The following is a 20,799-nucleotide window of genomic DNA, read 5'->3' on the forward strand; positions in this document are numbered from 1 at the left end:
AGGCTAGGGCCGCAAGGCAACCCGGATACAGCCGTCGGTTTTGTTCTTGAACATGTCGTAGGCACGCGCGCCCTCTTCGAGGGGCAGGTCGTGGGTGATCAGAATCGACGGGTCGAGGTCGCCCTGTTCGACGTAGTCGAAGAACTGCGGGATGTAGCGCTGGCCGTGCTGTTGCGCGGTGCGCAGCGTGAGTCCCTTGTTCATCAGGACACCCATCGGGAATTTGTCGGTGACCCCATAGACTCCCAGCACCGAGACGACTCCGCCCTTCCGGCAGGCCAGTATCGCTTCGCGCAGCGGAGCGGCGCGGTCGGTTTCCATCCGCAGGAGTTGCTTGGCGCGGTCGTAGACTTCTTGGGCGCCGGTGCTGTGTGCCTCCATGCCGACGGCTTCGATGACCGCGTCGGGACCGCGGCCGCCCGTCGCTTCTCCCAGCACCTCCTGCACGCTGTCGACCTCGGCGTAGTTGATGACTTCGGCGCCGAGTTGCTCGGCGAGAGCGAGGCGTTCGGGAATCCTGTCGATGGATATCACCCGGCCCGCACCGTTGAGCAGGGCGCTGCGCGCGGCCATCAGCCCGACGGCGCCGGCACCCCACACCGCGACCGTGTCGCCGCCGGCGATATCGCAGAAGTCGGCCCGAACCGACATTATGCCGTGAAGAAACTCGCTGTTACACGAGGATTATGCTGCGGGCCAAGGAATCTCACCAACGACTCCCCTAACATCTCCGTGGTCTTAAGGCGAAAGGTTACGCGCGTGGGATTGGGATACACCATCACAGGAGTGGCGCAATGGACCGGACGGATCGAGCTACTCAGTGATCCGGCCGATGTCGCAATAGTTTTGTCACTCCTGCCACGTCAGCCTTACTGGGGAGCAGCGGAAGCGGGCGCGAAGCAAATGAAAGCCGCAGCCTTCGCGGCATCCTGCTTTGAAGTGGGGAAAGCCGTTGATCACGAGTCGATTGAATTCGACTGCGGCACACCGGTTCGGATCAGCGACACGACTTGTGACCTGCGACCGCCAGTTGCTTTGTATCGCCGCTTTGCGACCCCAAGTTGGCCGCGCGATGACGTCCCCGAGCGAGGTCTTCATCGGCCGAACAGTGTTGACCTGCCTGTCGTCATCCAACAGCATGATGAGATCGCCCGCTGGACCCGACGATGAAAGACAGGCCAATGGTGGAATTCAACGATGCCTTTGACGATGCGGTTTGCCGCGAGGCCCAGCAATATGACGTGAGGACCGAAATACCGGCGGGTCTGACCGAAGACGAGGCGGTCGCATCAATGATCGAGCAGTACAAGCAGCGCACCGGCATCGAACTGCCGGAGGCTGTTGCACGAGCCGACGTGCGCGCGCAGATGAACGATCGTGAAACTACCCCCTGAGCTCAGACCATCTGCACTCGGGCGCCGCGCGTCGTCACAGCAAAGTCACCGCGCGCCGCCTGCTGCGGATCGCGGGCAGGTCCGCACCGGTCGTGCCGCCCTCGTCGGTCAGGCCTAGCTGGTTATGGGCCTGAAAATCGTGTTCGTGACCTACATATGGCCGCTCTGTTGGTACCAGCAATCAACGAAGGCAGTTGCGGTGTCCACACCCCTAACCGTTCCCGACAAGCCCGTCGAGCCTGAGGCCGCTGCGCTCGAGTTGAACATTGCGGGCGCCGGGGCGTCTTCCGTACCCACGCGTCTACGCCGTGGTGCTCAGCCCGCGTGCCGGTTACCGGACCATGAAAATGTCCGGCAACGCAATCAAAGGACCATGAAGCAAATGAAAGCGGCAATTTCCATCTTTGCTCCCCTGTGTCTGCCCGCGGATCGACGCTTCCGGAAGACGCGGTTTCTTGGCCTATGACACGAGGGCAAGCGGCCCAAAGTGCCACCGTGGCGCGGGCCGGGCTACTGGGGTGTTCTGCACGCTCAAGTGCGTTCGCCGGTCTGTCGACGACGCCGCGGCGTTGGTCCATAACCGCGCCCGCAAGAGTGCTTGCCGCGTCGACAACATGCCGTGAAGCCCGGATGGGTGGCCGCTCGGGCGGAAGTTGTCCAACCAACGTATTACCGGATCATCGACAAACTCAGACGCGAAGACAAAGCACGTCGATACAGTTCGACCAAGCTGGTCAGGGTCGTCCGCTCTCTAGCCGACGCCGCGACGGTCTTTGGTGGCAGGCGGCGATTTCGTAGAGGAAAGCAAGGCGCGCCTTGGTCCGCGTCCCAGATGGGCCGATCTCCCGGCGGTGGAAACTCAGGCGGGTCTGCGGGTGAGCTTGCGCCAGACCCAACTGGAGGGCACATGCCGTCCGTGCACGACGTACTCTCGGGTGGCGTCGACCAGGACAGTGGCGTCAAGCAGGCGACGCGCGGACGGCCAGCCGACGAGCAGCAGCTCATCTGCGGGGGCCAGCTCGAAGTCGTCGTCAGGGGCGACCTCGACGTGAGCGCCGTTGTCACCCTCGCCGGCACGGGCGAGCAGCAGCGGGACCGCGTGCAGGGGCTCGTCGCGGTCGTCCGGGTTACGCAGCAGATCCCCCAGAAGGGCCCCGCCCTCGGCGAGCCACGCCTGCAGTGCCGGGGCCTCCGTTGCCGTCAGCCGCACCTTCCATACCGCTTGCAGGTGTTCGCCGCACAGCTGCGTCAGGCGGCTGACGACGGCGGCGGCCCAGGCGTCTTCGCGCCTGGGCACCTCTTGCAGGAACCGCCACATCAGGGGTGTGGACAGCTGGGCATACACCTCATGTGCGACGACGTCTGCGGGTACGAGCATCGAGTCCACCTCGACAGCTCCGAACAGCGGCGCACTGGCCGCCTTGTTCTGCCGGGCCGCGACAAACAGCGTCGGGTTGGCCCGCCGGGCCGCCGCGATCAGCGAGAGGTTAGTGGTGTCGTTGTCCGTGCCTGCGACGAAGCCAACCGCGTGTTCGATACCGGCGCGGCCCAACACGCTCGGTTCATAGCCGTAACCGACGATGGCGTCCGGGTGGTGCTCCGCCATGTCCGAGGGCTCCACCACGGTGACGTCGAGACCCTCCGCCTGCAGGTCCTCAGTGACCTCCCGCCCGAAGCGGCCGTACCCGCAGATCACCCAGTGTCCGTGTGACGGCGGTGATCCTCGGGGCGGCAACGCAGCGCCGGGACCGCTCTCCAGCCAGGTCATGAGCTGATAGGACGCGGGTGCACGCAGCGCTACGCGGAGGTGGTCGCCAAACCGGTCGAACGGGTTGACGACCGTGGGAGTACCGAAGGCGCGCATCCGCTCGGCTGTGGTCGGTGAGACCGCCCGGGTGATCACGGGGAGATCCGGCCGCAGCAGCGCCGCCGCCTGCACGACGGCGAGGTTGGCCTCGTCGTCGTCGGTCAGCGCGAGCACCCCCTCGCAAGAAGGGAGGTCCAAGCCCGCAACGGCAAGGTGCCCGGGGTCGCTAGCATCGGCGACAAGGCCGGGCACGTCCGCATGATAGGAGTCGAGGTCGAGGTCGTCGATGCGCCCGTCGTCCCGGTCGATCACTACGAAGCGCCGGCCCAGCGCGTCCAGTGAGCGGGCGAGGAGTTCGCCGGTGCGCCCGTAGCCGACGATGAGCAGGAACGGTTCCCGCATCCGCTCGACCTTGCGCGTGAAGTGCTGCAGGGCCAGCGCCTGCCGGAAGCCGCGTTCCTGCAGCAGGGCCAGAAGCGACCCGATGGCGTACGCCCAGCCCACCACCGTGAGGTAAATCGAGATCGTCAACCACATCCGCTGGTTGTAGGTGAACGGGTACGGGATCTCGCCGAAGCCGATCGTGGAGGCGGTGAAGCTCATGACATAGAAGGCGTCGAAGAAGCCCATGCGCCACGGGCGACCCTGCGCATCCTGGCCGGGGATCAGCGTGAGACCCAGGGTACTGATTGCGAAGATCACGATCAGGACGATCAGCGGCACCCGCATCCGGCGCATGACCAAAAAGATTGTGGCCGAGGCCTTCCGGGAGCTGGACATCGGCACCCGCCAGCGCGGCGACCGGCGCACCGGCTCGGTGGCGAACAACCGGTACCAGAACAGCAGCAGCGGGTTACTCACGGCTGATTCCCCTAACGGCGCTGAAACGATACGGTCTCGACCACCAACAGCACCACCGACACAATGTTCGCCATCAGCGCGCCGCCGGACAGGGAGACCACACTGGCGGTCGCCTCCCGGGTCAGGCCCTCGGCGGCGACGTAGGAGGCGAATCCCCAGACGAGCGCTGCGGCAATCAGCTGGAGGTCGGCGACCAGGCTCGTGGCAAGGTGCACGGCCCCGATCTGCGTGCGGTCACCGAACTTGAGCACGGTCGCGATGAGGTTGACGACCACCGCCGCGTAGAGCTCGTAACTGTTGTGCAACGCGGAGTCGCCGATGTCGCCGATGAAGAAGCCGAAGTTCAGCGTGGCGGCGAACAGCACAAAGAATCCGAAGACCACCTTCTCGAGGTTCATTCGCCCTCCCCTCCCCGAACGATCTTCCAGATCCCCCGCGCCAAACTTAACGAAGGCAACGTCGCTGCGGGCGTGTTCGCAAACCGCCGATACCGAGCTTGTTCAGGCACAAGTAGTCGTGCCACCATCCGAAAGGGTCCCCGGTCGAAGCCCAGCATCCTGAGGGTGAGCACTAGGCGACGGGCCAGGGATCAACCAACAACCCGCCCTCATCGCCGCCCGGCCGGCACACACTTTGCATGGTGTCCGGCCCACAGGTGCCGTCACCGTGTCCAACACACCGACACGCGGTCGTCCACACGACTATGCCGACGCAGTCGTCATCACTTACCTCGAAGGCGTACTTGTGCAGAGCTACGTCGATGCGGAAGGTGCGGTGATGCCGGGCCGAGGCGCCGACCGCAATGGCGATACGAGTGCTTACTTCAGGTGCATTGTCATGCACACAGCTACATCGCGGTTTTCGACCACCAAGCCAAAGGAGTGCTCCGCACCCGTTACGGCGGCAGTGCCGACGAGGCGTTCGCGTTGCTCAGAGCGGTCGAGCGGGAGAACGTCAAGCTTCGCGACATCGCCTCTCGCATCCGTGACCAACTTCCGCAACGCAGACCCAGCAGCCGAGGACCGTAGCGCGGTTACAAGCCAGAGTCCTGGAGGCGAGGCGGCGCCTCGACACGACATCGCCGACCCGGTCTGCCGCGGCAAATTGTCTTGCGCGTGAAATATGCTGCAGCCCAACCGCTTCAACACCCATCCGCGTTTCGTCCACCGATGAGGGGGTACCGGCATCCTCAGGACGGGGGAGGTGACCGGTAACCTCGCCCGTCCAGGCCGCGTCGGTTCTGAAAGAGCCGGCGCGGCCGCCACACAGCCGCGACGGCGCCAACTGCGTCCCGGCGGCATCGCCCAAGCCCCAGCGCGGTCAGGCTCGAACCCAGCCGCTCCCGGTCATCGGGTGTTCGCGCTTCATTTAGGAGGCTTCCGTGTGAGTCGTGAGAGAGAACGTTCCCTGCCTGGGTTGCGACGGGTGTCCGCCCAGGGGTGCGAGGCCGGTGGCGCGTCGGCAGACTTGGGTGGCGCCACGACCGCTGGAGGCCCAAAGTCGTTCACTGACCGAATTTGCCCATGCCCGGCTTCAGCTGCCCCAGTTGCGGGCAGCACCTGGCGCTGGAGAACTCAGTGTGTTCATCCTGCCGAAGCGTCTGAAAGTTTTCTCGAACAAGAGACGCTGCTGGCAAATACCGCCCTGGCGACGACATCATCAGTGAGCACCTTCTGACGGGCACTGGACAGCACACCGAACGCGCACCGAAGGTCACAAAGCCCTCTCACCATCGACGATCGGCAAGCAGTTCGCCGGTTGTGTGATCAGCGCTCATTGCGGTGAGAGACGGTGCTCACCGGCCAGCGGCTCCACCATCAGCATCCCCCGCGCAAGCACCTCAAGCCCGTAAACACCACGCGAATCGACTCTCCATTAGTCGGGGATGTCGGTGGTGCCGGTGGCTTGGTAGATGACGCGGCGGGCGATCTCGACGGCGTGGTCGGCGAAACGTTCGTAGTAGCGGCCCAGCAGGGTGACGTCGACAGCGGCGGGAACTCCGTGTGTCCATTCGCGGTCCATCAGCACCGTGAACAAATGGCGGTGCAGGTCATCCATGGCGTCGTCGTCGTTTCGCACGTCTGTCGCCTGATGTGAATCACGCTCAAGCACAACGCGTTTTGTAGTATCGCCGATTTCGACGGCAATGCGACCCATCTCGGCGAAGTATCCGTTGACGTCCTCGGGAAGCGCGTGGGCTGGATGGCGTCGACGGGCGGTTTTGGCAACGTGTAGTGCCAGAGCGGCCATGCGTTCGACGTCGGCGACATTCTTCATCGCGGCGATGACGGCGCGCAGCTCGCCGGCCACCGGTGCTTGTAGGGCCAGCAAGGTGAATGCGTCCTCTTCCAAACGCACTAAGCGCGCGGTGATCTGACCATGGTCGGTGATGACGTGTTCGGCCCGCTCCAGGTCGGCCTGCAGCAGCGCTTGCGTGGCGGACTGCATCGCCTGTCCCAGCGAGCATCCGTCAAGCTCGCCGCGTTGGAGTCGGTTCAGCGCTGACGCTGGGCGCGATCGATGTCCTGTATGTCGCAAAAGGTCCTATTAGCACGACATATCGTCTCAACGCGCTCCTTGAGGCTGGTTGGATCCGGGAGTGGGCCCACACCACGGGGACTGACGGCGAGCGAACTGGGTGTTGCGCGGCAGCACTTATCACCCCCCGTGGGCGCCAGCAGAGCATCCGACCGTTGAAAATAACGGTTCACTCCAAACGCCTTAGGTATCACTCGACCCGGGAACGGACTCGATTGGGTTGCGTCTGGCAGTCTGTTTCAAGGTGGTCGCCGGCCGCAACTGAGGTGTTGAGCAAACAGCACCTCCCGGTGCTCACCGCTTCCCGCCTATCGAAGCAGAACGACGCGGCTCCTAAGGCAGCAGGCGCTGAACCAGACCTTTGGTCACCTCTTCGGGTCGGTACTGCTCGGCCGCATAGGCGCCGATGGCCGCGATACTTCCGGTCAGCGCGGGCACCATCCACTGAAGGACCGCGAGCTGTTTCTACGCGTTGGCGACTTCTGGTGGGGTGGCGGCATTGGGAGTGGTGCCGTCGGAAGCTGGAACATCCTTATGCTGGGATACCTTCTTTCCCAGGAGCCGGCTGTAGGCCGTCACGCCCACCGCGGCGACGGTGAGGGCCGTCTTGGTGACGGCCATAGCCGGCACACCTTTTTGCGCTGCGGCCCGACCGAGGTCGTGCTTGAGCAGCCCGGCGGCACCGATCAGGTGAAGGCCGATCGCGGCCGCGTTCACCGGCGTCCAACGATCCCATCCGGCGTTGGCGACCGCACCGACGCGCGAGGAGTAACCGCCAGCGGAGGCGGCCGGATTGAGCGCGACGGCGTTGGCCAGTGTGCCGCCGAACCACGCGCCCAGGCCGAGGTCATGCATCTGGTGAAATATGGTGGCACGGGCCATGGCAACTCCTAGTGTTATACCGAAAGGGCTCAGGTGATACCCGGGGACGCTGCGGTGAAACTGCTTGACGACGTGGTATTGCAAAAATAGGACCGATTAATTCGACGAGATGATGGTCGCCCATGCCGTCGTGCCTTCCATGATGTGCACATATCCCCCAGCGCCAGGAGCGCCGCGACCATGTGCAGCCCCGACAGACGGAACGTGTTGGAGGTCATCTCGTTGAGAGGGCGGGCACCGACGGTGATCGGACACCGCGATGGCGATGCCGGGCCGTCGGTTTCTGCCTCCCCCATGCCGACTGGCTGACACACCGAAGCCGCTACTACCTAGTGGTGTGTCCTGCTTTTAGCTGACTTTTTCGAGTGTGATCCGGCCGCGTGCGACTTTGGCCAGGATGGACTCGGCGGTGGCGGTCCACACGTAGGGTTTGGGGTCGTTGTTGTGGGCGTCGATGTATTCCTGGATGGAGGCGACGAGGTCCGGCACTGAGTGGAAGACCCCGCGCCGCAACGCTTTGTCGGTCAGTTCCCGGAACCAGCGTTCGACGAGGTTGAGCCAGGACGACGATGTCGGGGTGAAGTGGAGGTGGAACCGGGGGTGTTTATCCAGCCACTGGCGGACATCGTCGTGGGTGTGGGTGGCGTAGTTGTCCAGGATCAGGTGGATCTGCAGGTCCTTGGGGACCTGCCGGTCGATGCTCTTGAGGAATTTCAACCATTCCTGATGCCGGTGCCGGGGCATGCACTGGCTGATGATCATGCCGGTCAGCACGTTCAGAGCGGCGAACAGGGTGGTGGTGCGGTGGCGCTTGTAGTCGTGGGTCATCGTCTCGCCCCGCCCCTTGACCATCGGCAGCGATGCCTGGGTGCGGTCGAGCGCCTGCACCGAGGACTTCTCATCGGCGCACAAGACGATGGCCTTCTCGGGGGGATTCAGATAGAGCCCCACGACATCGACCAGCTTCTCCTCGAAGTTCGGATCGTTGGACAGCTTGAACGTCTCGACCCGGTGCGGTTTGAGGCCCCGGGCCGACCACACCTGCTGCACAGTCGATTTCGACACCCCGGTAGCCGCGGCCATGGTCCGGCAGCTCCAATGGGTTTCGCCCTCGGGACGGTAGTTCAGTGTCAGATCCACGATCTCATCGATCTTGTCCTGGGGGATCGTCTTCTTGCGACCCCGGCCCTCGCGGACTTGGGCGAACTTGACCAGCCCCTCCTCGGCGAACCGGGCGCGCCAGCTGCTGACCGACCCCGGCGACACCGACAACGATTCCGCGATCGCCGTGTTCGCCCGACCGTCGGCCGCCATCAACAACGCCCGCGCGCGGACCACCTCGCGATGCGGCGCGGACTGCGACCGCGCCACCGACTCGAGAACCTCACGCTGCCCTGTAGACACCGACAGAGCCGGAACGGGTTGCCTCATGGCGTGAAGCCTACCAAGGAATCATCAATTAATTACAGGACACACCACTAGCAGTCCTAGTCCCATCATGCTGCGACTGCCTTCCTGCGAAGATGCTGTGCACCATACGGCCGAAGTAGTTACCGCTGACGCTGAAGCGAAACCTTGAAGAAGGGCCAAGACAAGTCGGCTCTGGACTATCGCCGATCTTTTGCAGCCGGCAAGTTCCGGCGTGCCCGGCGCAGGGCCGAGCTTCAGATGGTTGCGCGCGCCACCGGGTCGAGTGGTTCTCGGTAAAGGGACATTCGGGCGTGGCCGACAACGAATTGGCTGACGTCCTGGCGACCAGGGGCAGGCAGGAGGTTATCGATGCTTCTCGCGCACAGGTCATCGGAGGCAGCTACTCCCACACGACTTCGTCGGGTTCCTTGTCCGGGCGCAAGCCTCGCCAACTCGGATGGCGAAGGTGGTCATCGGGGGTGCGTTCGCTGTAGCGGACCTCACCAACGAGTTCCGGACGGACGAAGGAGACCCCCTTTGCGTAGTAAGTGGACACAAGCGGACGCTGCCCGTCACCCCAGCCAGCTGGGAGGCCTCGCGAGGCGCCTGATTCGACATCGATGAGGAAGCTCGATATTCGTCTCGCTGTTTCCCAACTGAATCGGCTAAACACAGCCGCGCCGAGTAAGAGTCGAAGATGACACGCTGCATTTGGGCACCACCGCAGCCATCCAGTCCGGAGACGAATCGGTCAACTCGGTTCTCAGGTGGCGTCGGGCGCAGCGGAAATGAGCAACGGACGACGGGTGGTGGTGGTAACGGCGCCTCTGGGCCTTCGCCAAGGCCATGTGCTCCATTGCCTGATGTCGCTCCTACGACAAGCTACGGAGACGCTAAATCACGCTGCGTCCCCGCGACTGTGCCACGACGACCTACTGACCGCCCCCGACCGGAGGAGCGTCGCCCGCCGGCCCGTAGGCGCCGTTCTGATTATTCGTCCCGCCTGGGCCCCGACCACCGGTATCCCCTTGCGGCGGCGCCGGAACGCTGGGGGGTTGCACACCATGGCAGTACCGCCCAACGCGCAATCGTCGGGCTCTTCAGCCGATGCGGCCGGCCCGAACGCGATCGCGGCACCCGCGACGCAGGCTGCGAGTACTGAAGTTACTGACACGATTTTCACTGACATTGTTCTCCCTCAATTGATCAGGGCATGCGGCTTACGAGGCTCGTGAGCCCCACTCATGGATTTGCGGTGCCGCTCTCTGCTCGGCGGCAGAGGTCGGACCCTGACCGGAATGGCCGCTGCGATCGCTAACCGCAATACCCTCGTAGTCGCAGCGCAAACCCAGCGAATTCAGCAAGCAAATCGAATCTCCGGCGCCAGAAGCGCCTGTCGAATGTCGATTTAGACAAACCGGCGTTGACAACCGTCGGCCGACCGGCCCCAGCGAGCACGAGGTTGTGGGGGCCTGAACCTTCGTCCTTCCTGAGAAACGGGCGTCGAGCATTTCGACACCCGCACAACGGAAACGGTGCATCTTGCCCATGGCCAGCGACGTGCCTTCGGTTACCTGGCCGGCGGTGGGGGCATCGTCGGTGTGAGGGGCGTCGCGTTCGGCAGTCAAGTTCAGAAGCAAGCGCCTCCACCGCAGTCGGGGCCGAGTGTCGGATCGTTGTCCGGCGTGTTCGCGAACGGTTGGGGTGCCAAGGGAACTGCCTGTGCGTTACTTGTCACTCCGGTGTACGACGTGGCGCTGGTGTGACTGGCGCTCCGGACGGCGATCAACTCGTCCTCGGCAGGATCGAACAGTCAAGTGCGGACTGAAAATAACGTCTGAGCCCCTGCCGCCCCGTGCCGTAATCCATGGATTCCGAACGGCGTTACAGCGAGCCTATTGGCTTTGACGCTCAACGGGCTAATGTCGGACCGTGTGTCTAAGCGCTTGAGAGCCGCGTTGTCGATGGTGTGGATAGTCGCGGCGATCGCCGCACTTGTATTCGGTCTCCCCGCACTGCTTGTGATCACCGATACTCATCTAGACGCCAACCTGATCACGCCCCGGTGATTCGGTCCTGGGCCTGCGAAAGCCCCCGAGCGACATCGCAACGTCCAAACCTCCCCAGGCCACCACTCGTCGAGGAACGGGTTCTTGCCCGCACGGCACGCGCGCCCATTTGTCGTCCGCCAGCCCTGCCGCTTTCCGGGCAGACCAAAGCCGTACCGCTCACCTGCTGTGGTTGCCTTCGGACGCGTCCATCCACGGTGCCTTCCACTAGGTCCATAGCGGGCAATCACCCGGGTAACGCGCAGCATGTTTCGGCGGTCACCCGGAGGGTACCCATGCGCGTGGTCGGGCCTGCAGCCCCTGGGAATCGTCGACCAATCCATCACCGAAGAAAGGCCCACGATGCCCACATCGGATTACTCCGCTCCTGACCGAGGCGCCAAATTCGCTTCCACAATGCGCTCACCAGTGCAGAAAGCCGCCCTAGCCGTCGGTATAGCTTTTCTGCTGGTGGGAGCGCTGGGATTTGTTCCCGGCGTCACCACGAACTACGACCAGCTGACCTTCGCCGGCCACCATTCCCACGCCGCGCTGCTGGGCATTTTCCATGTGTCGGTGCTGCACAACATCGTGCACCTGGCCTTTGGTGTAGCCGGGGTGCTAGTGGCGCGTACCTTTAACGCCGCTCGCGGATACCTCATCGGCGGCGGGGTCATCTACCTGCTGCTGTTTCTCTACGGAATGGTCATCGATCACGACAGCTCAATGAATTTCGTCCCGGTCAACGACGCCGACAACTGGTTACACCTGGGCTTGGCGGTAGCGATGATCGGCCTGGGCGTCGCGATGGGCCGTGTCCGCCGAGACGGCGTCCCGGCGGGCATGAGCTCGGCGCCCACAGCACCCGAAGCACGGTAACCCGAGGGCGCGGTTCATCGCAGCTCTGAGCTCGCCGATCTGAGTCGCGCGACGGGAGCTGCGATGAACCGCCCCCGAATGGTTAAGCCTGGCCGCACTTGTCGTGACAGGAGAGGCAAATTCCGGTCGGGTAACCCGAGCGGATTCCAGTCACCGTTGCGAATCAGCGAAGTATGGACTGGCGCTCCCATCGTCGCAGAAGTTGGGCCGCGGTGTTGTCCTTCAGCCACAATCGTGGGCGGTCGTTGAGTTCGTCGGTGATCTGCCGGAGTTGGTCGTCGCTCCAGACGCTGCGGTCGGTACCCTTCGGTAAGTCTTGGCGCACAAGCCCGTTGGAGTTCTCGTTGCTGCCGCGCTGCCAAGGTGAGTGCGGATCGGCGAAGTAGATCTTCAGCCCTGTTGCCTCCTCGATACGTTCGTGAAGAAACATTTCGTTGCCCTGGTCCCAGGTCAGGGTTCTGCGCAGCTTGAGCGGAAGTTGGGTGAACATTGCGATCAGGGCATCCCGACTTGCTGTGCAGAGTGTCCATCCGGCAGTCGAATCAGCAGTGTTAGACACATCTTTCGTTCCACTAGCGTCGCGGCCGCCGACCGGCGCGGGCGTGGGCGGTCTCGTGACGGCGCGCTGACACAACTCGGTAAACACCCTCGTAGATCGCCACAGTGCACAGATGCCACGCCGGCCGACGACGATATCGGCGCCGCAGCCAGCGACTGATCGGGGCAGGACACCACTTCTTCGCCAGCTTCTTTGCCACCGCCAATCGCAGCCCTTCATCGGCGGCGACGCGTTTCGGCCGGCGGTGACGCTGATAAGCCTGGGCGTGGGAATACCAGGGCTCTGGTAGGTCCCGTCCGGCTTCCGATTTCTGGCGATCCCGCGATACACACTTTGGAAGGTCCGGAGGATCCGCTCGGCAATCGCCTTCACCGGCTCCCCAGCAGCGAGCCCGTCGGCGATTTCGATGCGGTCGTCTTGTGTCAAGTAGCGGGAACTTATCGGTGTCGATGAAGCGCACGCTGCCAGCAATGGCGTCCAGCCCATTGGTTGAGTGTCCTGTGGACAGGATGAAGAACTTGTCGGCGGCTTGATCGAGGAAGGCGGGGAAGCCGGCCATCGACTCGTCCCCAAGGTGGAGGTAGTCGACGAGGCGACGGAACAGCTTTGGCACGACCACGACCCGCCATGATGACGAAATACGGCCCTACGCGCTTGCCAGTAGTCACTTGTACGTGACGCGCTGACGGCCGCCGTCATGAAAGTGTCAAACAGTCGATCCACTCCACAACTACGTCTCAGGCGGCGCGCTGGCGTCGAACCGCTTTGGCGATCGCACGAGCATCGATCCGCATGAGTCGCAGCTGACCGCTGAGGTCGACTCGGTAACCAATGAAGAAGAGGCCCGCTGCCGAGGGATGCTCCTGCCCCCCACTCACCAGCGGAACGCCGTTGGAATCGAGGACACCCAGGTGGCCGACCAACTCGTCGAGGCCACGGCGGTAGCCGGTCGCCGCGATTACCGCATCGGGCTGTATGCGGGCACCGTCCGCCAGCACGACATCACTTCGGTCGAAGCCGACGACCGCGGCGACAATCTCGATGCGCCCGGCCCTGAGCTCCTCGACGAACCCGTCGTCGTACGCCGGTGCTTGGTGCCGACGCGCCATCGTGGTCGCGACCCCTTCGGGCGACCGTGGGAGCCCGTACCGGTCGAGGCGGCCGAACAAGGTTCGCTGCATTAGCCATGCAACCTCGTCGGCTACGCGTAACGGGAGGTGGTTCAAGGCGAGCCCGGGGACATTGACGGTCACGCCCAGGAACTTGCGGGCAACAAGGTTCGGCACGGTCCGGCACGCGACGCGAACGCGCGCCGCACCGCCCCTGGCTAGCTGGTTCGCAACCTCGGAGCCTGTCACATTAGGCCCAACCACCAGAACGTCGCGGCCACGGTACGGCCTCGGGTTGCGGTAGGCGCTGGAATGAATCAGCTCACCCGCGTATCCGGGGCGCCCCGGCCAGTCCGGGAGGTCAGGGGCGTGGTCGTGGCCGGTCGCGATGACGACGAAGCGTGCCTGTAGCGCATCGTCACTGGTTTCCACTCGCCAGCCACCATGCGACGCACTCACCTTGTGAACCGGCGTGCCGAACCGCACATCGATCCGATGATGGTCTACGTAGTCCTGGAGGTACCGGACCCAGTCGTCACGGGCCGGATATTCTCCGTAACGACGGTGGCTCGCACGATACCCCGGCATCGTCGACATCCACGCGGGCGTGTTGAGCCGCAGTCCGTCGTAACGGGCTCGCCAGCTCGCGCCCACCCAGTCGCTTCGTTCGAGCACGATCGTTCCGACGCCTGCACGGGTCAGGGTTGCCGCGGCTGCCAGCCCGGCCGCACCCGCGCCGCAGACGATGACCTCCGCCACGGGGTCATAGTAATCGCCGACGCGATCCGCGGACCGTGCGTGATGGGCATATGGGCAGGAATCGGTTCAGTTCGGTAGCGACGCGAGATCGACTCACCGTCCGGACGGTTTGGTTCCAGGTCATCTCGAAGGCACCTACCTGTGGCACTACCTCAGTTACGTCTGCGGCGGGAATGATATTGCGGGGAAGGTTTCTGACGGCACCACGACCTTTACCCATCAGGGCAGCACGCTGACTATAAGCAGTTATGGATCACCACATACCGGTTCCCTGAACGCCGATGCATCCTTCTCGACCAGCAATGAAAACGAGACGATACGGGGCATTTTCTCCACCGGAGGCGGCCGGACCGACATCCGCGACGGCGTAGTCACTACAAACTGTGGCCATGAGACATTCGTGGCCACCAAGCAGTGAACGGCAACCCAAGATCACCAACGCGCAGCGCGTGCGCGGCGAGCTTACCGAACCGCTAGGATTGCCCGCCCCCAACTAGAAGAAGTAGGTCACTGCGGCGCTGACAACCCCGGTCGGTGTCGCCGACGATCGTCGGTCGTCGGCGCGGCGGCATGCCTGCTCGCCGCCGGACTGGCGTTTCGGGTGCGACCCCGCCCCATCGTCCAGAACCGCGCCGATACCATCACCGCCGAACGCCGACTCAACAACGACCACGTAGCCGAACGTAACCAGCCCGCACCGTTTACTGTGTGTCGCAGGCCGTTACGTAGTGACGGTGAAGAGATGCCATTCGCCGGGCACGCGTTTGAGCTAGCGAGCCCGCGGTCGTCGAATTCGAGCCCCGCCCCGATCGCGAGGACGCGCAGCGTGCTGGACACGAGCACGTCGTTCGGCCCACCAGAGCCTGTGCGCCCCGGGCTGCAAGGGTGTCGGCAGCTACGGCTGAGCGGGGCCAGTGAAGTAGAGCCGCAGTGCGGTGATCTTGCCAGCGGCCACGTCGTAAATCACCGAGTAGGGCACCGAGATTCCATCCTTACGGACGAGCTCGGCCTCAGCGACCGCGTGCGTCTCGCCCATCAACGCGTTGCGCACCTTGATCTCGCCAACTGCGTGAATACCTTCGACCCAGTTCTTCGCGGCTTCACGGCCCTGATACAGCTGGTCTGTTCCACGGACTTCGACCACCACGTCGTCGCTGTAGTGCCTCGAGTAGTCGCCCCGATCGAGCAGGTCGCGGAAATATGCATCCATCGTCTGTTGCGTATCGATGAGCGCCATGGCCCTCCTCCCCACGCAGAGATCGTACGGCGAGCGGTAGCTAGTCGCGCCTATTCGCGACGTCGCCGAGGGGCACATCGAGGTACACGTTTCTTATTCGAACGCGCCTGCCTGTGCCAGCTGCGGTCTGATGTTGTGGTTGGCTCGAAAGAAATTCGCTGGATCGTATTTGCCCTTGACGGCGGCCAGGCGCGGAAGGTTGTCGCCGAAGGCACTGTAAATGACCTCTTCGGCTTCGACGTCGAGCGCAGACAGAAGATGCGCGTTCGCAGAGAAGGGCCGAAGCACTTCTTCACCCGCGCGGGCCCAATCCCGGTGGTCGCGCGTCTCGTCCGGATCGGTCCACTGCGCCATGAACAAAATGTCCCACGGAAGATCGCGATGTGGAAAAGCGGTGGCGTCTCTGGGAATCCGACTGAAGGCGCCGCCATAATATTCGAGAACGACTGCCGAGAGTGGCGAAACCATACGGTTTGCATGGTCGACAATGGCCGCGACGGCGTCATCCGACAGCTGTCTTTGCAGGGTGGACTTCCAGTAGTTGTGAGTGCCGTCCGGGAACGAGGGCGCAAGCAGGGCTTGCATCACAGGGAACGGCATCGGTTGGATCGCATCAAGAACCGGTTTGCCAAACGAGCGGAGCGGTTGCAGCACACGTTCCCCGGCCGCGATCGCCCCGCAGTAGCAGGGAATCACCGCGACGAGCGGCGCACCATCGGGACCATGCAGGAGCGCGGCGTACGCCGTCAGTTCGTCAGGAGCGGCTGCGATGAAGTCACGAAAATGACGAATGACATCGACGGCGTCGTCTCGAGGATAGAGCAAGAGTCCGCCCAGGACGGTATGAACCTGGTGCGCTTTGAATTCGAACGAGGTGACAACGCCGAAATTCCCACCGCCGCCGCGAAGACCCCAGAAGAGGTCCTCGTTCTCGCCAGCGCTGGCGCCGAGCACTTGACCGTCTGCGATAACCGTCTGGCAGGACAACAGATTGTCGATCGACATGCCGTGCTTGCGAAGCAGCCAGCCCACGCCACCGCCCAGGGTGAGGCCCCCGATACCGGTGTTGGGCACGATGCCGCACGGGACCGCAAGGCCGAAGACGTGGGTTTCGCGATCCAGATCACCGAGGGTCGCGCCACCCTGCACGCGAACGCTCTGATTTGCCGAATCGACATGTACGGCGCGCATGCGGGAAAGGTCTATGACAAGACCATCGTCACAGAGCGCGCGACCACCGACGTTATGGCCGCCGCCGCGGATCGCCGTGAGGAGATTGTTCGCGCGCCCGAAGTTCACCGCGGCAACCACATCGGCGACGCCGGAGCAACGGGCAATCAGTCTGGGACGTTTGTCGACGCTCGCGTTCCAGATCTGCCGGGCGTCATCATAGCCGGCGCTCGCAGGCTCGAACAGCTCACCATGAAATGTGGACTTCAAGGCTTGGATATCCATCGCCCTCGCCCCCTCTCCACCGCGTCAGAGAGATTCACTCGCAAATTACCCCGTTTTAGACGCTCCGATTATGACGCGCGCCGAGCCGAAGGGGAAGATCGTGCCCAAGCCTGCCGGCATACCCCATGAGCTCAAATTCGCCGCCGAAAAGTCGCTCTCGCCACCGGCTCGCGGGGGGTCTTGGCGAGTCCCCGTTGCAGATTTCACCCGTTTTTAGAGTTGTTTTTAGAGTCGGGTTGGTTTGATCCAGATTTAGTTGATGTTGCAGGCAAACCGGGGTGTGGGTGCACTTGCAGTATGTAGAGGACTCGGCCGGCGTCATGTAGCCCAGCGCTGAGCGTCTGGACATCGACTGCTTCGATATAACGCTGCCATGGAGTCGTTCTCCGCACGGATGCAGGTCGAGTTGCTCAATACCCGCAGATGGGCCACCACCATCGAGTTGGCCGCCGCCATGGCCGATTACATCGACAACTTCTACAACGCCGAACGCCGTCACAGCTACCTCGGTAACATCAGCCCAACAGAGTTCGAAACGCTCTGGACGTCCACCTATTCGATCCCTCAAGCCGCATAACCAGGCCTCGAAACAGCGGGGGCAGATCAGGTGGACTCATTCAGCGGGAACACGCCACTTGGTGATCTCGGCTGGCATTCTCAGCAGCACACTGACGTGGTTCTTGATCTGTGCAAGGCACTCCGCGATCCTCGTCAACCGCTCGGTGTACTTCGGATATGCATCCGCGTGTTACGCGGCGTAACAGTGCTGGCGCGCGCAGTTTTACGAAGCCCCATCGTCGAGGCGCGCTACCTTCACCAGGCACGACTTCCGGTTTCAAAGCTCAGCGCGCCCGACGAGGCTGTGCCGCGCATACCGACGCGTCCAGCCCGCAACAGCGCTGCGGCGACCGCATTCACCACCCGCTGAAAGCATTGGTGCGCCGGGCGATTGGGATAGCCGGTGTAACAATGCGGTCATCATCACCGTAGCGGGGGTGATCCTAGCTCGATTCGCCAATCGAGCATGTCGGGCACGGTTACCCGCAACGAGTGCGGTCCATCCCATTTCGAGGCGATATCTGGTTCTCTACTCGAGGCCGATCGATGACGCGGGTATGTGCCGCATCGCCAGATAGTGTCCGCTGCGAAACGTCAGCCCCATTACGCCGTAACCGGTGAACCGCTGGTCAGCGCCTGGCCACAGGACCGGGTTCCGCTGGGCGGCGACGGCCGCGTCACGTGCGGTCTTGAAAATGTCCATGCCGCAATGGTCGGCCGCACGGTTCGCAGTGCCCGCGAGGAAGCGGTTCGGACTCAACGGATCCCAGCTTCGTCATCCGTCGAGAGGCGCAACTGCTGATCTCCTACGCGGACAGCCCGATCGTCGGGCCTGACGGAACGGTCGCGCGCTCGACGCCAGCGGGCTGACCCGCCAGGCGGTCAGCGACCCCATGCGGTTGTACACCCTGCTGGGCCGCGATCACACCACCCTGCTCTGTGCCGGCAACGCCGCCGGCGCGGACGACGTCGCGGGCCTGGAAACGGCCGCCGATGCTGTGCTGCAGGCCGCGCACGGGCAGATGGACGTCTACCTGGTCGCGGCACCGGACGCGGACATGGCAGGTACGTGCTGCCCCTGATCCGCGACGCCAACGGTGACTGCGCGCCCAACTACGATGTCTCTGGCACGTCCGTGTTCGTCATTCGTCCCGACGGCTACCTCGGTATCGCCGCGCGCGGCGTCGTCGACACCGACGAGCTGGTGCGCCACCTGAAGGCGACGTTCCGCTGAAAGCTGCGCGGCGTCGTCGCGAGCGGTCGCTGCGGTGGCTCCGCCGCAGCGTTGCGCAATACGGGAGAACCCCGGGGTAGGAGAAGTCACTGGTGATCGTTCTGTTTACGTTCTCGATCGATTGGGGGCGCGCGCTGTTCGATTCGGCGATATGGATCGCCAGGGCGTGGGCGATCGCCGCGGTGTGCACCCTGGTGGTGCTGGTGCTGATTGCTCGCTATACGACGTGGGGCCGGCAGTTTTGGCGCATCACCGGCGCCTTCTTCACCGGCCCGCACAGCGTCAAGGTGTGGCTTTGGCTGGCGGCACTGCTGCTGTCGGTGATCGTCGGGGTGCGCCTCAACGTGTTGTTCAGTTATCAGGGCAACGACATGATGTCGGCGGCGCAGGCCGCGTTCACCGGCATCGGCGCAGGCGACGAAGCGGTCAAAGAGTCTGGCAAGCACGGCTTTTATACCTCGCTGGGCATCTTCTCGATCCTGGCCGCCGTGCACGTCGCCCGCGTCATGCTCGACCTGTTCATGATGCAGCGGTTCATGCTGGCCTGGCGGGTCTGGCTCACCGACCGGCTGACCGGTGATTGGTTGACCGGCCAGGCGTATTACCGCGGGCGCTTCATCGACGAGCGGATCGACAACCCTGACCAGCGCATCCAGTCCGATATCGACATCTTCACCGCCGGAGTCGGGCCGCTGCCCAACACCCCGAACAACACCACCGGAAGCACGCTGCTGTTCGGCGCGATCGACGCCGTCGTCTCGGTGATCTCGTTCACCGCGATCCTGTGGCACCTGTCCGGGAACTTGACGCTGTTCGGCGTCACCATGCCCAGGGCGATGTTCTGGATCGGTTTCGCGTACGTCATCCTCGCGTCCATCGTCGCATTCTGGATCGGCCGCCCGATCATCTGGCTGAGCTTCAACAACGAGAAGTACAACGCCGCGTTCCGCTACGCCCTGGTGCGGATGCGGGACGCCGCCGAGTCGGTCGCTTTCTACCGCGGCGAAGCCGCGGAGCGGTTGCAGCTGCATCGGCGATTCCAACCGGTGGTGTCGAACTACAAGCGCTACATCAACCGCATGATGCGTTTCTTCGGCTGGAACTTTTCAATCAGTCAGATCATCGTCCTGCCGCCGTGGCTGATCCAAGCGCCCCGGTTGTTCGCCGGGCAGATCAAGTTCGGCGACGTCACGCAGAGCGCGACGGCGTTCGGCAACATCCAGAATGGGCTTTCGTTCTTCCGTAACGCCTACGACAGCTTCGCCGGCTGGCGCGCGTCGATCATCCGCCTGCACGGCCTGGTGGTCGCGAATGAGGATGGCCGCGCGCTGCCGTCGCTGACCGTCACGCCGAGCAGGGACTGCCTGGTCGAACTCGACGACGTAGAGGTGCGCACCCCGGCCGGCGAGCAGTTGATCCGGCCGCTGGATCTGCGCCTGAACCTCGGCGACACGTTGATCATCACCGGCAGGTCGGGCGCCGGCAAGACGACGCTGCTGCGCAGCCTGGCCCAGCTGTGGCCGTACACCACCGGCACGCTGCGCTGCCCCGCCGGCACCAACGAGACGATGTTCCTCTCGCAGATGCCGTATGTACCGCTCGGTGACCTGCGTGCGGTGGTGTCCTACCCCAAGGAGCCCGGCGAGATTCCCGATGAGGAACTCTTCCGGGTGCTGAACAAGGTGGCGCTGCCGCAGTGCGCCAAGCTTCTCTCCGAAGTGGCCGACTGGGCCAAGGTGCTTTCACCCGGCGAGCAGCAGCGCATCGCCTTCGCCCGGATCATGTTGACCAAACCCAAGGTCGCATTCCTCGACGAGGCGACGTCCGCGCTCGACGAGGGCTTGGAGTTCATGCTGTACGACATGGTGCGCACCGAGCTCCCGGGCACCGTCCTGGTCAGTGTCACCCACCGCAGCACTGTCGGCCAGCATCACGTGGAGCATCTGGAACTGCTCGGCGGTGGCGAGTGGCGGCTGAGCAGGCTGGAAGGCGGCGAACTCGCCCGCGTCTAATCCCGTCTAGCCGCTTGTCAGTCTGCGCGGCAAGCACTTTCAGCACCCGAAGGTCGG

General features: G+C 63.7%; 21 protein-coding genes and 3 pseudogenes. 11 read left to right on the plus strand and 13 right to left on the minus strand.

Translation table 11 applies throughout. The features are described 5' to 3' along the window. Positions 1-3: 3 nt before the first annotated feature. Positions 4-639, minus strand: a pseudogene (locus tag ACVWWN_RS32405) (zinc-binding dehydrogenase); the annotation flags it as partial. A gap of 120 nt (positions 640-759) precedes the next feature. Between ACVWWN_RS32405 and ACVWWN_RS32410 the strand changes: the two are divergent. Continuing rightward, the gene (locus tag ACVWWN_RS32410; RefSeq protein ID WP_457147510.1) at positions 760-1,170 is read left to right on the plus strand and encodes a hypothetical protein; all 411 of its coding nucleotides are present in this window, start codon (positions 760-762) and stop codon (positions 1,168-1,170) included. An 11-nt stretch (positions 1,171-1,181) separates the two neighbouring features. Then, a complete protein-coding gene (locus ACVWWN_RS32415; protein ID WP_457147511.1) occupies positions 1,182-1,394 on the plus strand; it encodes a hypothetical protein in 213 nt (70 codons plus the stop codon). A gap of 859 nt (positions 1,395-2,253) precedes the next feature. On the opposite strand, the gene ACVWWN_RS32420 is transcribed toward ACVWWN_RS32415, so the two are convergent. After that, positions 2,254-4,062 carry an NAD-binding protein gene (locus ACVWWN_RS32420; RefSeq protein ID WP_457147512.1) on the minus strand — a complete coding sequence of 603 codons (1,809 nt, stop codon included), beginning with the start codon at positions 4,060-4,062 and terminating at the stop codon, positions 2,254-2,256. A gap of 11 nt (positions 4,063-4,073) precedes the next feature. Then, a complete protein-coding gene (locus ACVWWN_RS32425) occupies positions 4,074-4,460 on the minus strand; it encodes a DUF6394 family protein (protein ID WP_457147513.1) in 387 nt (128 codons plus the stop codon). A gap of 483 nt (positions 4,461-4,943) precedes the next feature. On the opposite strand from ACVWWN_RS32425, the gene ACVWWN_RS32430 reads away from it, so the two are divergent. After that, positions 4,944-5,090 carry an ANTAR domain-containing protein gene (locus ACVWWN_RS32430; RefSeq protein ID WP_457147514.1) on the plus strand — a complete coding sequence of 49 codons (147 nt, stop codon included), beginning with the start codon at positions 4,944-4,946 and terminating at the stop codon, positions 5,088-5,090. A gap of 847 nt (positions 5,091-5,937) precedes the next feature. Here ACVWWN_RS32430 and phoU read toward each other — a convergent pair. From phoU to ACVWWN_RS32445, 3 genes are all read right to left on the minus strand, one after another. Continuing rightward, complete coding sequence (gene phoU, locus ACVWWN_RS32435) at positions 5,938-6,510, minus strand: phosphate signaling complex protein PhoU (RefSeq protein ID WP_457147515.1); 573 nt, start codon at positions 6,508-6,510, stop codon at positions 5,938-5,940. Positions 6,511-7,065: 555 nt separating this feature from the next. Continuing rightward, positions 7,066-7,482, minus strand: a complete 417-nt coding sequence (locus tag ACVWWN_RS32440; protein ID WP_457147516.1) for a hypothetical protein — start codon at positions 7,480-7,482, stop codon at positions 7,066-7,068. Positions 7,483-7,830: 348 nt separating this feature from the next. Next, entirely contained in the window at positions 7,831-8,913 is a 1,083-nt protein-coding gene (locus ACVWWN_RS32445) for an IS630 family transposase (protein WP_457147517.1), read from the minus strand. A gap of 227 nt (positions 8,914-9,140) precedes the next feature. Here ACVWWN_RS32445 and ACVWWN_RS32450 point away from each other — a divergent pair. Further along, positions 9,141-9,269: pseudogene (locus tag ACVWWN_RS32450) on the plus strand (RNase H family protein); the annotation flags it as partial. Between the two features lie 23 nt (positions 9,270-9,292). On the opposite strand, the pseudogene ACVWWN_RS32455 reads toward ACVWWN_RS32450, so the two are convergent. Beyond that, positions 9,293-9,433, minus strand: a pseudogene (locus ACVWWN_RS32455) (ATP dependent DNA ligase); the annotation flags it as partial. Positions 9,434-10,427: 994 nt separating this feature from the next. On the opposite strand from ACVWWN_RS32455, the gene ACVWWN_RS32460 reads away from it, so the two are divergent. From ACVWWN_RS32460 to ACVWWN_RS32470, 3 genes are all read left to right on the plus strand, one after another. Further along, entirely contained in the window at positions 10,428-10,658 is a 231-nt protein-coding gene (locus ACVWWN_RS32460) for a hypothetical protein (RefSeq protein WP_457147518.1), read from the plus strand. Positions 10,659-10,826: 168 nt separating this feature from the next. Beyond that, on the plus strand, positions 10,827-10,961 hold the full coding sequence (locus ACVWWN_RS32465) for a hypothetical protein (RefSeq protein WP_457147519.1): 135 nt from the start codon (positions 10,827-10,829) through the stop codon (positions 10,959-10,961). 396 nt (positions 10,962-11,357) lie between these two features. Continuing rightward, a complete protein-coding gene (locus ACVWWN_RS32470) occupies positions 11,358-11,819 on the plus strand; it encodes a DUF4383 domain-containing protein (RefSeq protein WP_457147520.1) in 462 nt (153 codons plus the stop codon). Between the two features lie 163 nt (positions 11,820-11,982). Here ACVWWN_RS32470 and ACVWWN_RS32475 read toward each other — a convergent pair whose 3' ends face one another. The 5 genes from ACVWWN_RS32475 to ACVWWN_RS32495 all read right to left on the minus strand — a co-directional run bounded on the left by ACVWWN_RS32475 (position 11,983) and on the right by ACVWWN_RS32495 (position 16,938). Then, on the minus strand, positions 11,983-13,077 hold the full coding sequence (locus ACVWWN_RS32475) for an IS30 family transposase (RefSeq protein ID WP_457147521.1): 1,095 nt from the start codon (positions 13,075-13,077) through the stop codon (positions 11,983-11,985). A 38-nt stretch (positions 13,078-13,115) separates the two neighbouring features. Further along, positions 13,116-14,246 (minus strand): flavin-containing monooxygenase, encoded by a 1,131-nt coding sequence (locus ACVWWN_RS32480; RefSeq protein ID WP_457147522.1) that lies wholly within the window; start codon positions 14,244-14,246, stop codon positions 13,116-13,118. A gap of 493 nt (positions 14,247-14,739) precedes the next feature. Beyond that, a complete protein-coding gene (locus ACVWWN_RS32485; RefSeq protein WP_457147523.1) occupies positions 14,740-14,919 on the minus strand; it encodes a hypothetical protein in 180 nt (59 codons plus the stop codon). A gap of 222 nt (positions 14,920-15,141) precedes the next feature. Then, positions 15,142-15,483, minus strand: coding sequence for a nuclear transport factor 2 family protein (locus ACVWWN_RS32490; protein ID WP_457147524.1), 342 nt, complete (start codon positions 15,481-15,483; stop codon positions 15,142-15,144). A gap of 93 nt (positions 15,484-15,576) precedes the next feature. Next, positions 15,577-16,938: an FAD-binding oxidoreductase gene (locus tag ACVWWN_RS32495; protein WP_457147525.1), complete on the minus strand. Its 1,362-nt coding sequence runs from the start codon at positions 16,936-16,938 to the stop codon at positions 15,577-15,579. Between the two features lie 373 nt (positions 16,939-17,311). On the opposite strand from ACVWWN_RS32495, the gene ACVWWN_RS32500 reads away from it, so the two are divergent. Then, entirely contained in the window at positions 17,312-17,515 is a 204-nt protein-coding gene (locus ACVWWN_RS32500; protein ID WP_457147526.1) for an IS3 family transposase, read from the plus strand. Between the two features lie 510 nt (positions 17,516-18,025). Here the strand turns inward: ACVWWN_RS32500 and ACVWWN_RS32505 are convergent. Beyond that, on the minus strand, positions 18,026-18,199 hold the full coding sequence (locus tag ACVWWN_RS32505) for a hypothetical protein (RefSeq protein WP_457147527.1): 174 nt from the start codon (positions 18,197-18,199) through the stop codon (positions 18,026-18,028). 190 nt (positions 18,200-18,389) lie between these two features. Here ACVWWN_RS32505 and ACVWWN_RS32510 point away from each other — a divergent pair, with 190 nt between their 5' ends. The 3 genes from ACVWWN_RS32510 to ACVWWN_RS32520 all read left to right on the plus strand — a co-directional run bounded on the left by ACVWWN_RS32510 (position 18,390) and on the right by ACVWWN_RS32520 (position 20,742). Continuing rightward, positions 18,390-18,578, plus strand: coding sequence for a hypothetical protein (locus ACVWWN_RS32510; RefSeq protein ID WP_457147528.1), 189 nt, complete (start codon positions 18,390-18,392; stop codon positions 18,576-18,578). Next, positions 18,566-18,730 (plus strand): hypothetical protein, encoded by a 165-nt coding sequence (locus tag ACVWWN_RS32515; protein ID WP_457147529.1) that lies wholly within the window; start codon positions 18,566-18,568, stop codon positions 18,728-18,730. The genes ACVWWN_RS32510 and ACVWWN_RS32515 overlap by 13 nt, the downstream gene beginning before the upstream one ends. Before the next feature lie 95 nt (positions 18,731-18,825). Then, complete coding sequence (locus tag ACVWWN_RS32520) at positions 18,826-20,742, plus strand: ABC transporter ATP-binding protein/permease (RefSeq protein ID WP_457149362.1); 1,917 nt, start codon at positions 18,826-18,828, stop codon at positions 20,740-20,742. Positions 20,743-20,799: the final 57 nt, after the last annotated feature.

It is taken from the genome of Mycobacterium sp. URHB0021, from assembly GCF_054057895.1.

What these genes read in the sequence shown, in the direction of transcription:
- ACVWWN_RS32415 (WP_457147511.1), top strand. Translation starts at nt 1,182, where the DNA reads ATGGTGGAATTCAACGATGCCTTTGACGATGCGGTTTGCCGCGAGGCC.
- ACVWWN_RS32425 (WP_457147513.1), bottom strand. Translation starts at nt 4,460, where the DNA reads ATGAACCTCGAGAAGGTGGTCTTCGGATTCTTTGTGCTGTTCGCCGCC.
- phoU (WP_457147515.1), bottom strand. Translation starts at nt 6,510, where the DNA reads ATGCAGTCCGCCACGCAAGCGCTGCTGCAGGCCGACCTGGAGCGGGCC.
- ACVWWN_RS32440 (WP_457147516.1), bottom strand. Translation starts at nt 7,482, where the DNA reads ATGGCCCGTGCCACCATATTTCACCAGATGCATGACCTCGGCCTGGGC.
- ACVWWN_RS32445 (WP_457147517.1), bottom strand. Translation starts at nt 8,913, where the DNA reads ATGAGGCAACCCGTTCCGGCTCTGTCGGTGTCTACAGGGCAGCGTGAG.
- ACVWWN_RS32470 (WP_457147520.1), top strand. Translation starts at nt 11,358, where the DNA reads ATGCGCTCACCAGTGCAGAAAGCCGCCCTAGCCGTCGGTATAGCTTTT.
- ACVWWN_RS32475 (WP_457147521.1), bottom strand. Translation starts at nt 13,077, where the DNA reads ATGACGGCGGCCGTCAGCGCGTCACGTACAAGTGACTACTGGCAAGCG.
- ACVWWN_RS32490 (WP_457147524.1), bottom strand. Translation starts at nt 15,483, where the DNA reads ATGGCGCTCATCGATACGCAACAGACGATGGATGCATATTTCCGCGAC.
- ACVWWN_RS32495 (WP_457147525.1), bottom strand. Translation starts at nt 16,938, where the DNA reads ATGGATATCCAAGCCTTGAAGTCCACATTTCATGGTGAGCTGTTCGAG.
- ACVWWN_RS32500 (WP_457147526.1), top strand. Translation starts at nt 17,312, where the DNA reads ATGGAGTCGTTCTCCGCACGGATGCAGGTCGAGTTGCTCAATACCCGC.
- ACVWWN_RS32505 (WP_457147527.1), bottom strand. Translation starts at nt 18,199, where the DNA reads ATGGACATTTTCAAGACCGCACGTGACGCGGCCGTCGCCGCCCAGCGG.
- ACVWWN_RS32510 (WP_457147528.1), top strand. Translation starts at nt 18,390, where the DNA reads ATGCGGTTGTACACCCTGCTGGGCCGCGATCACACCACCCTGCTCTGT.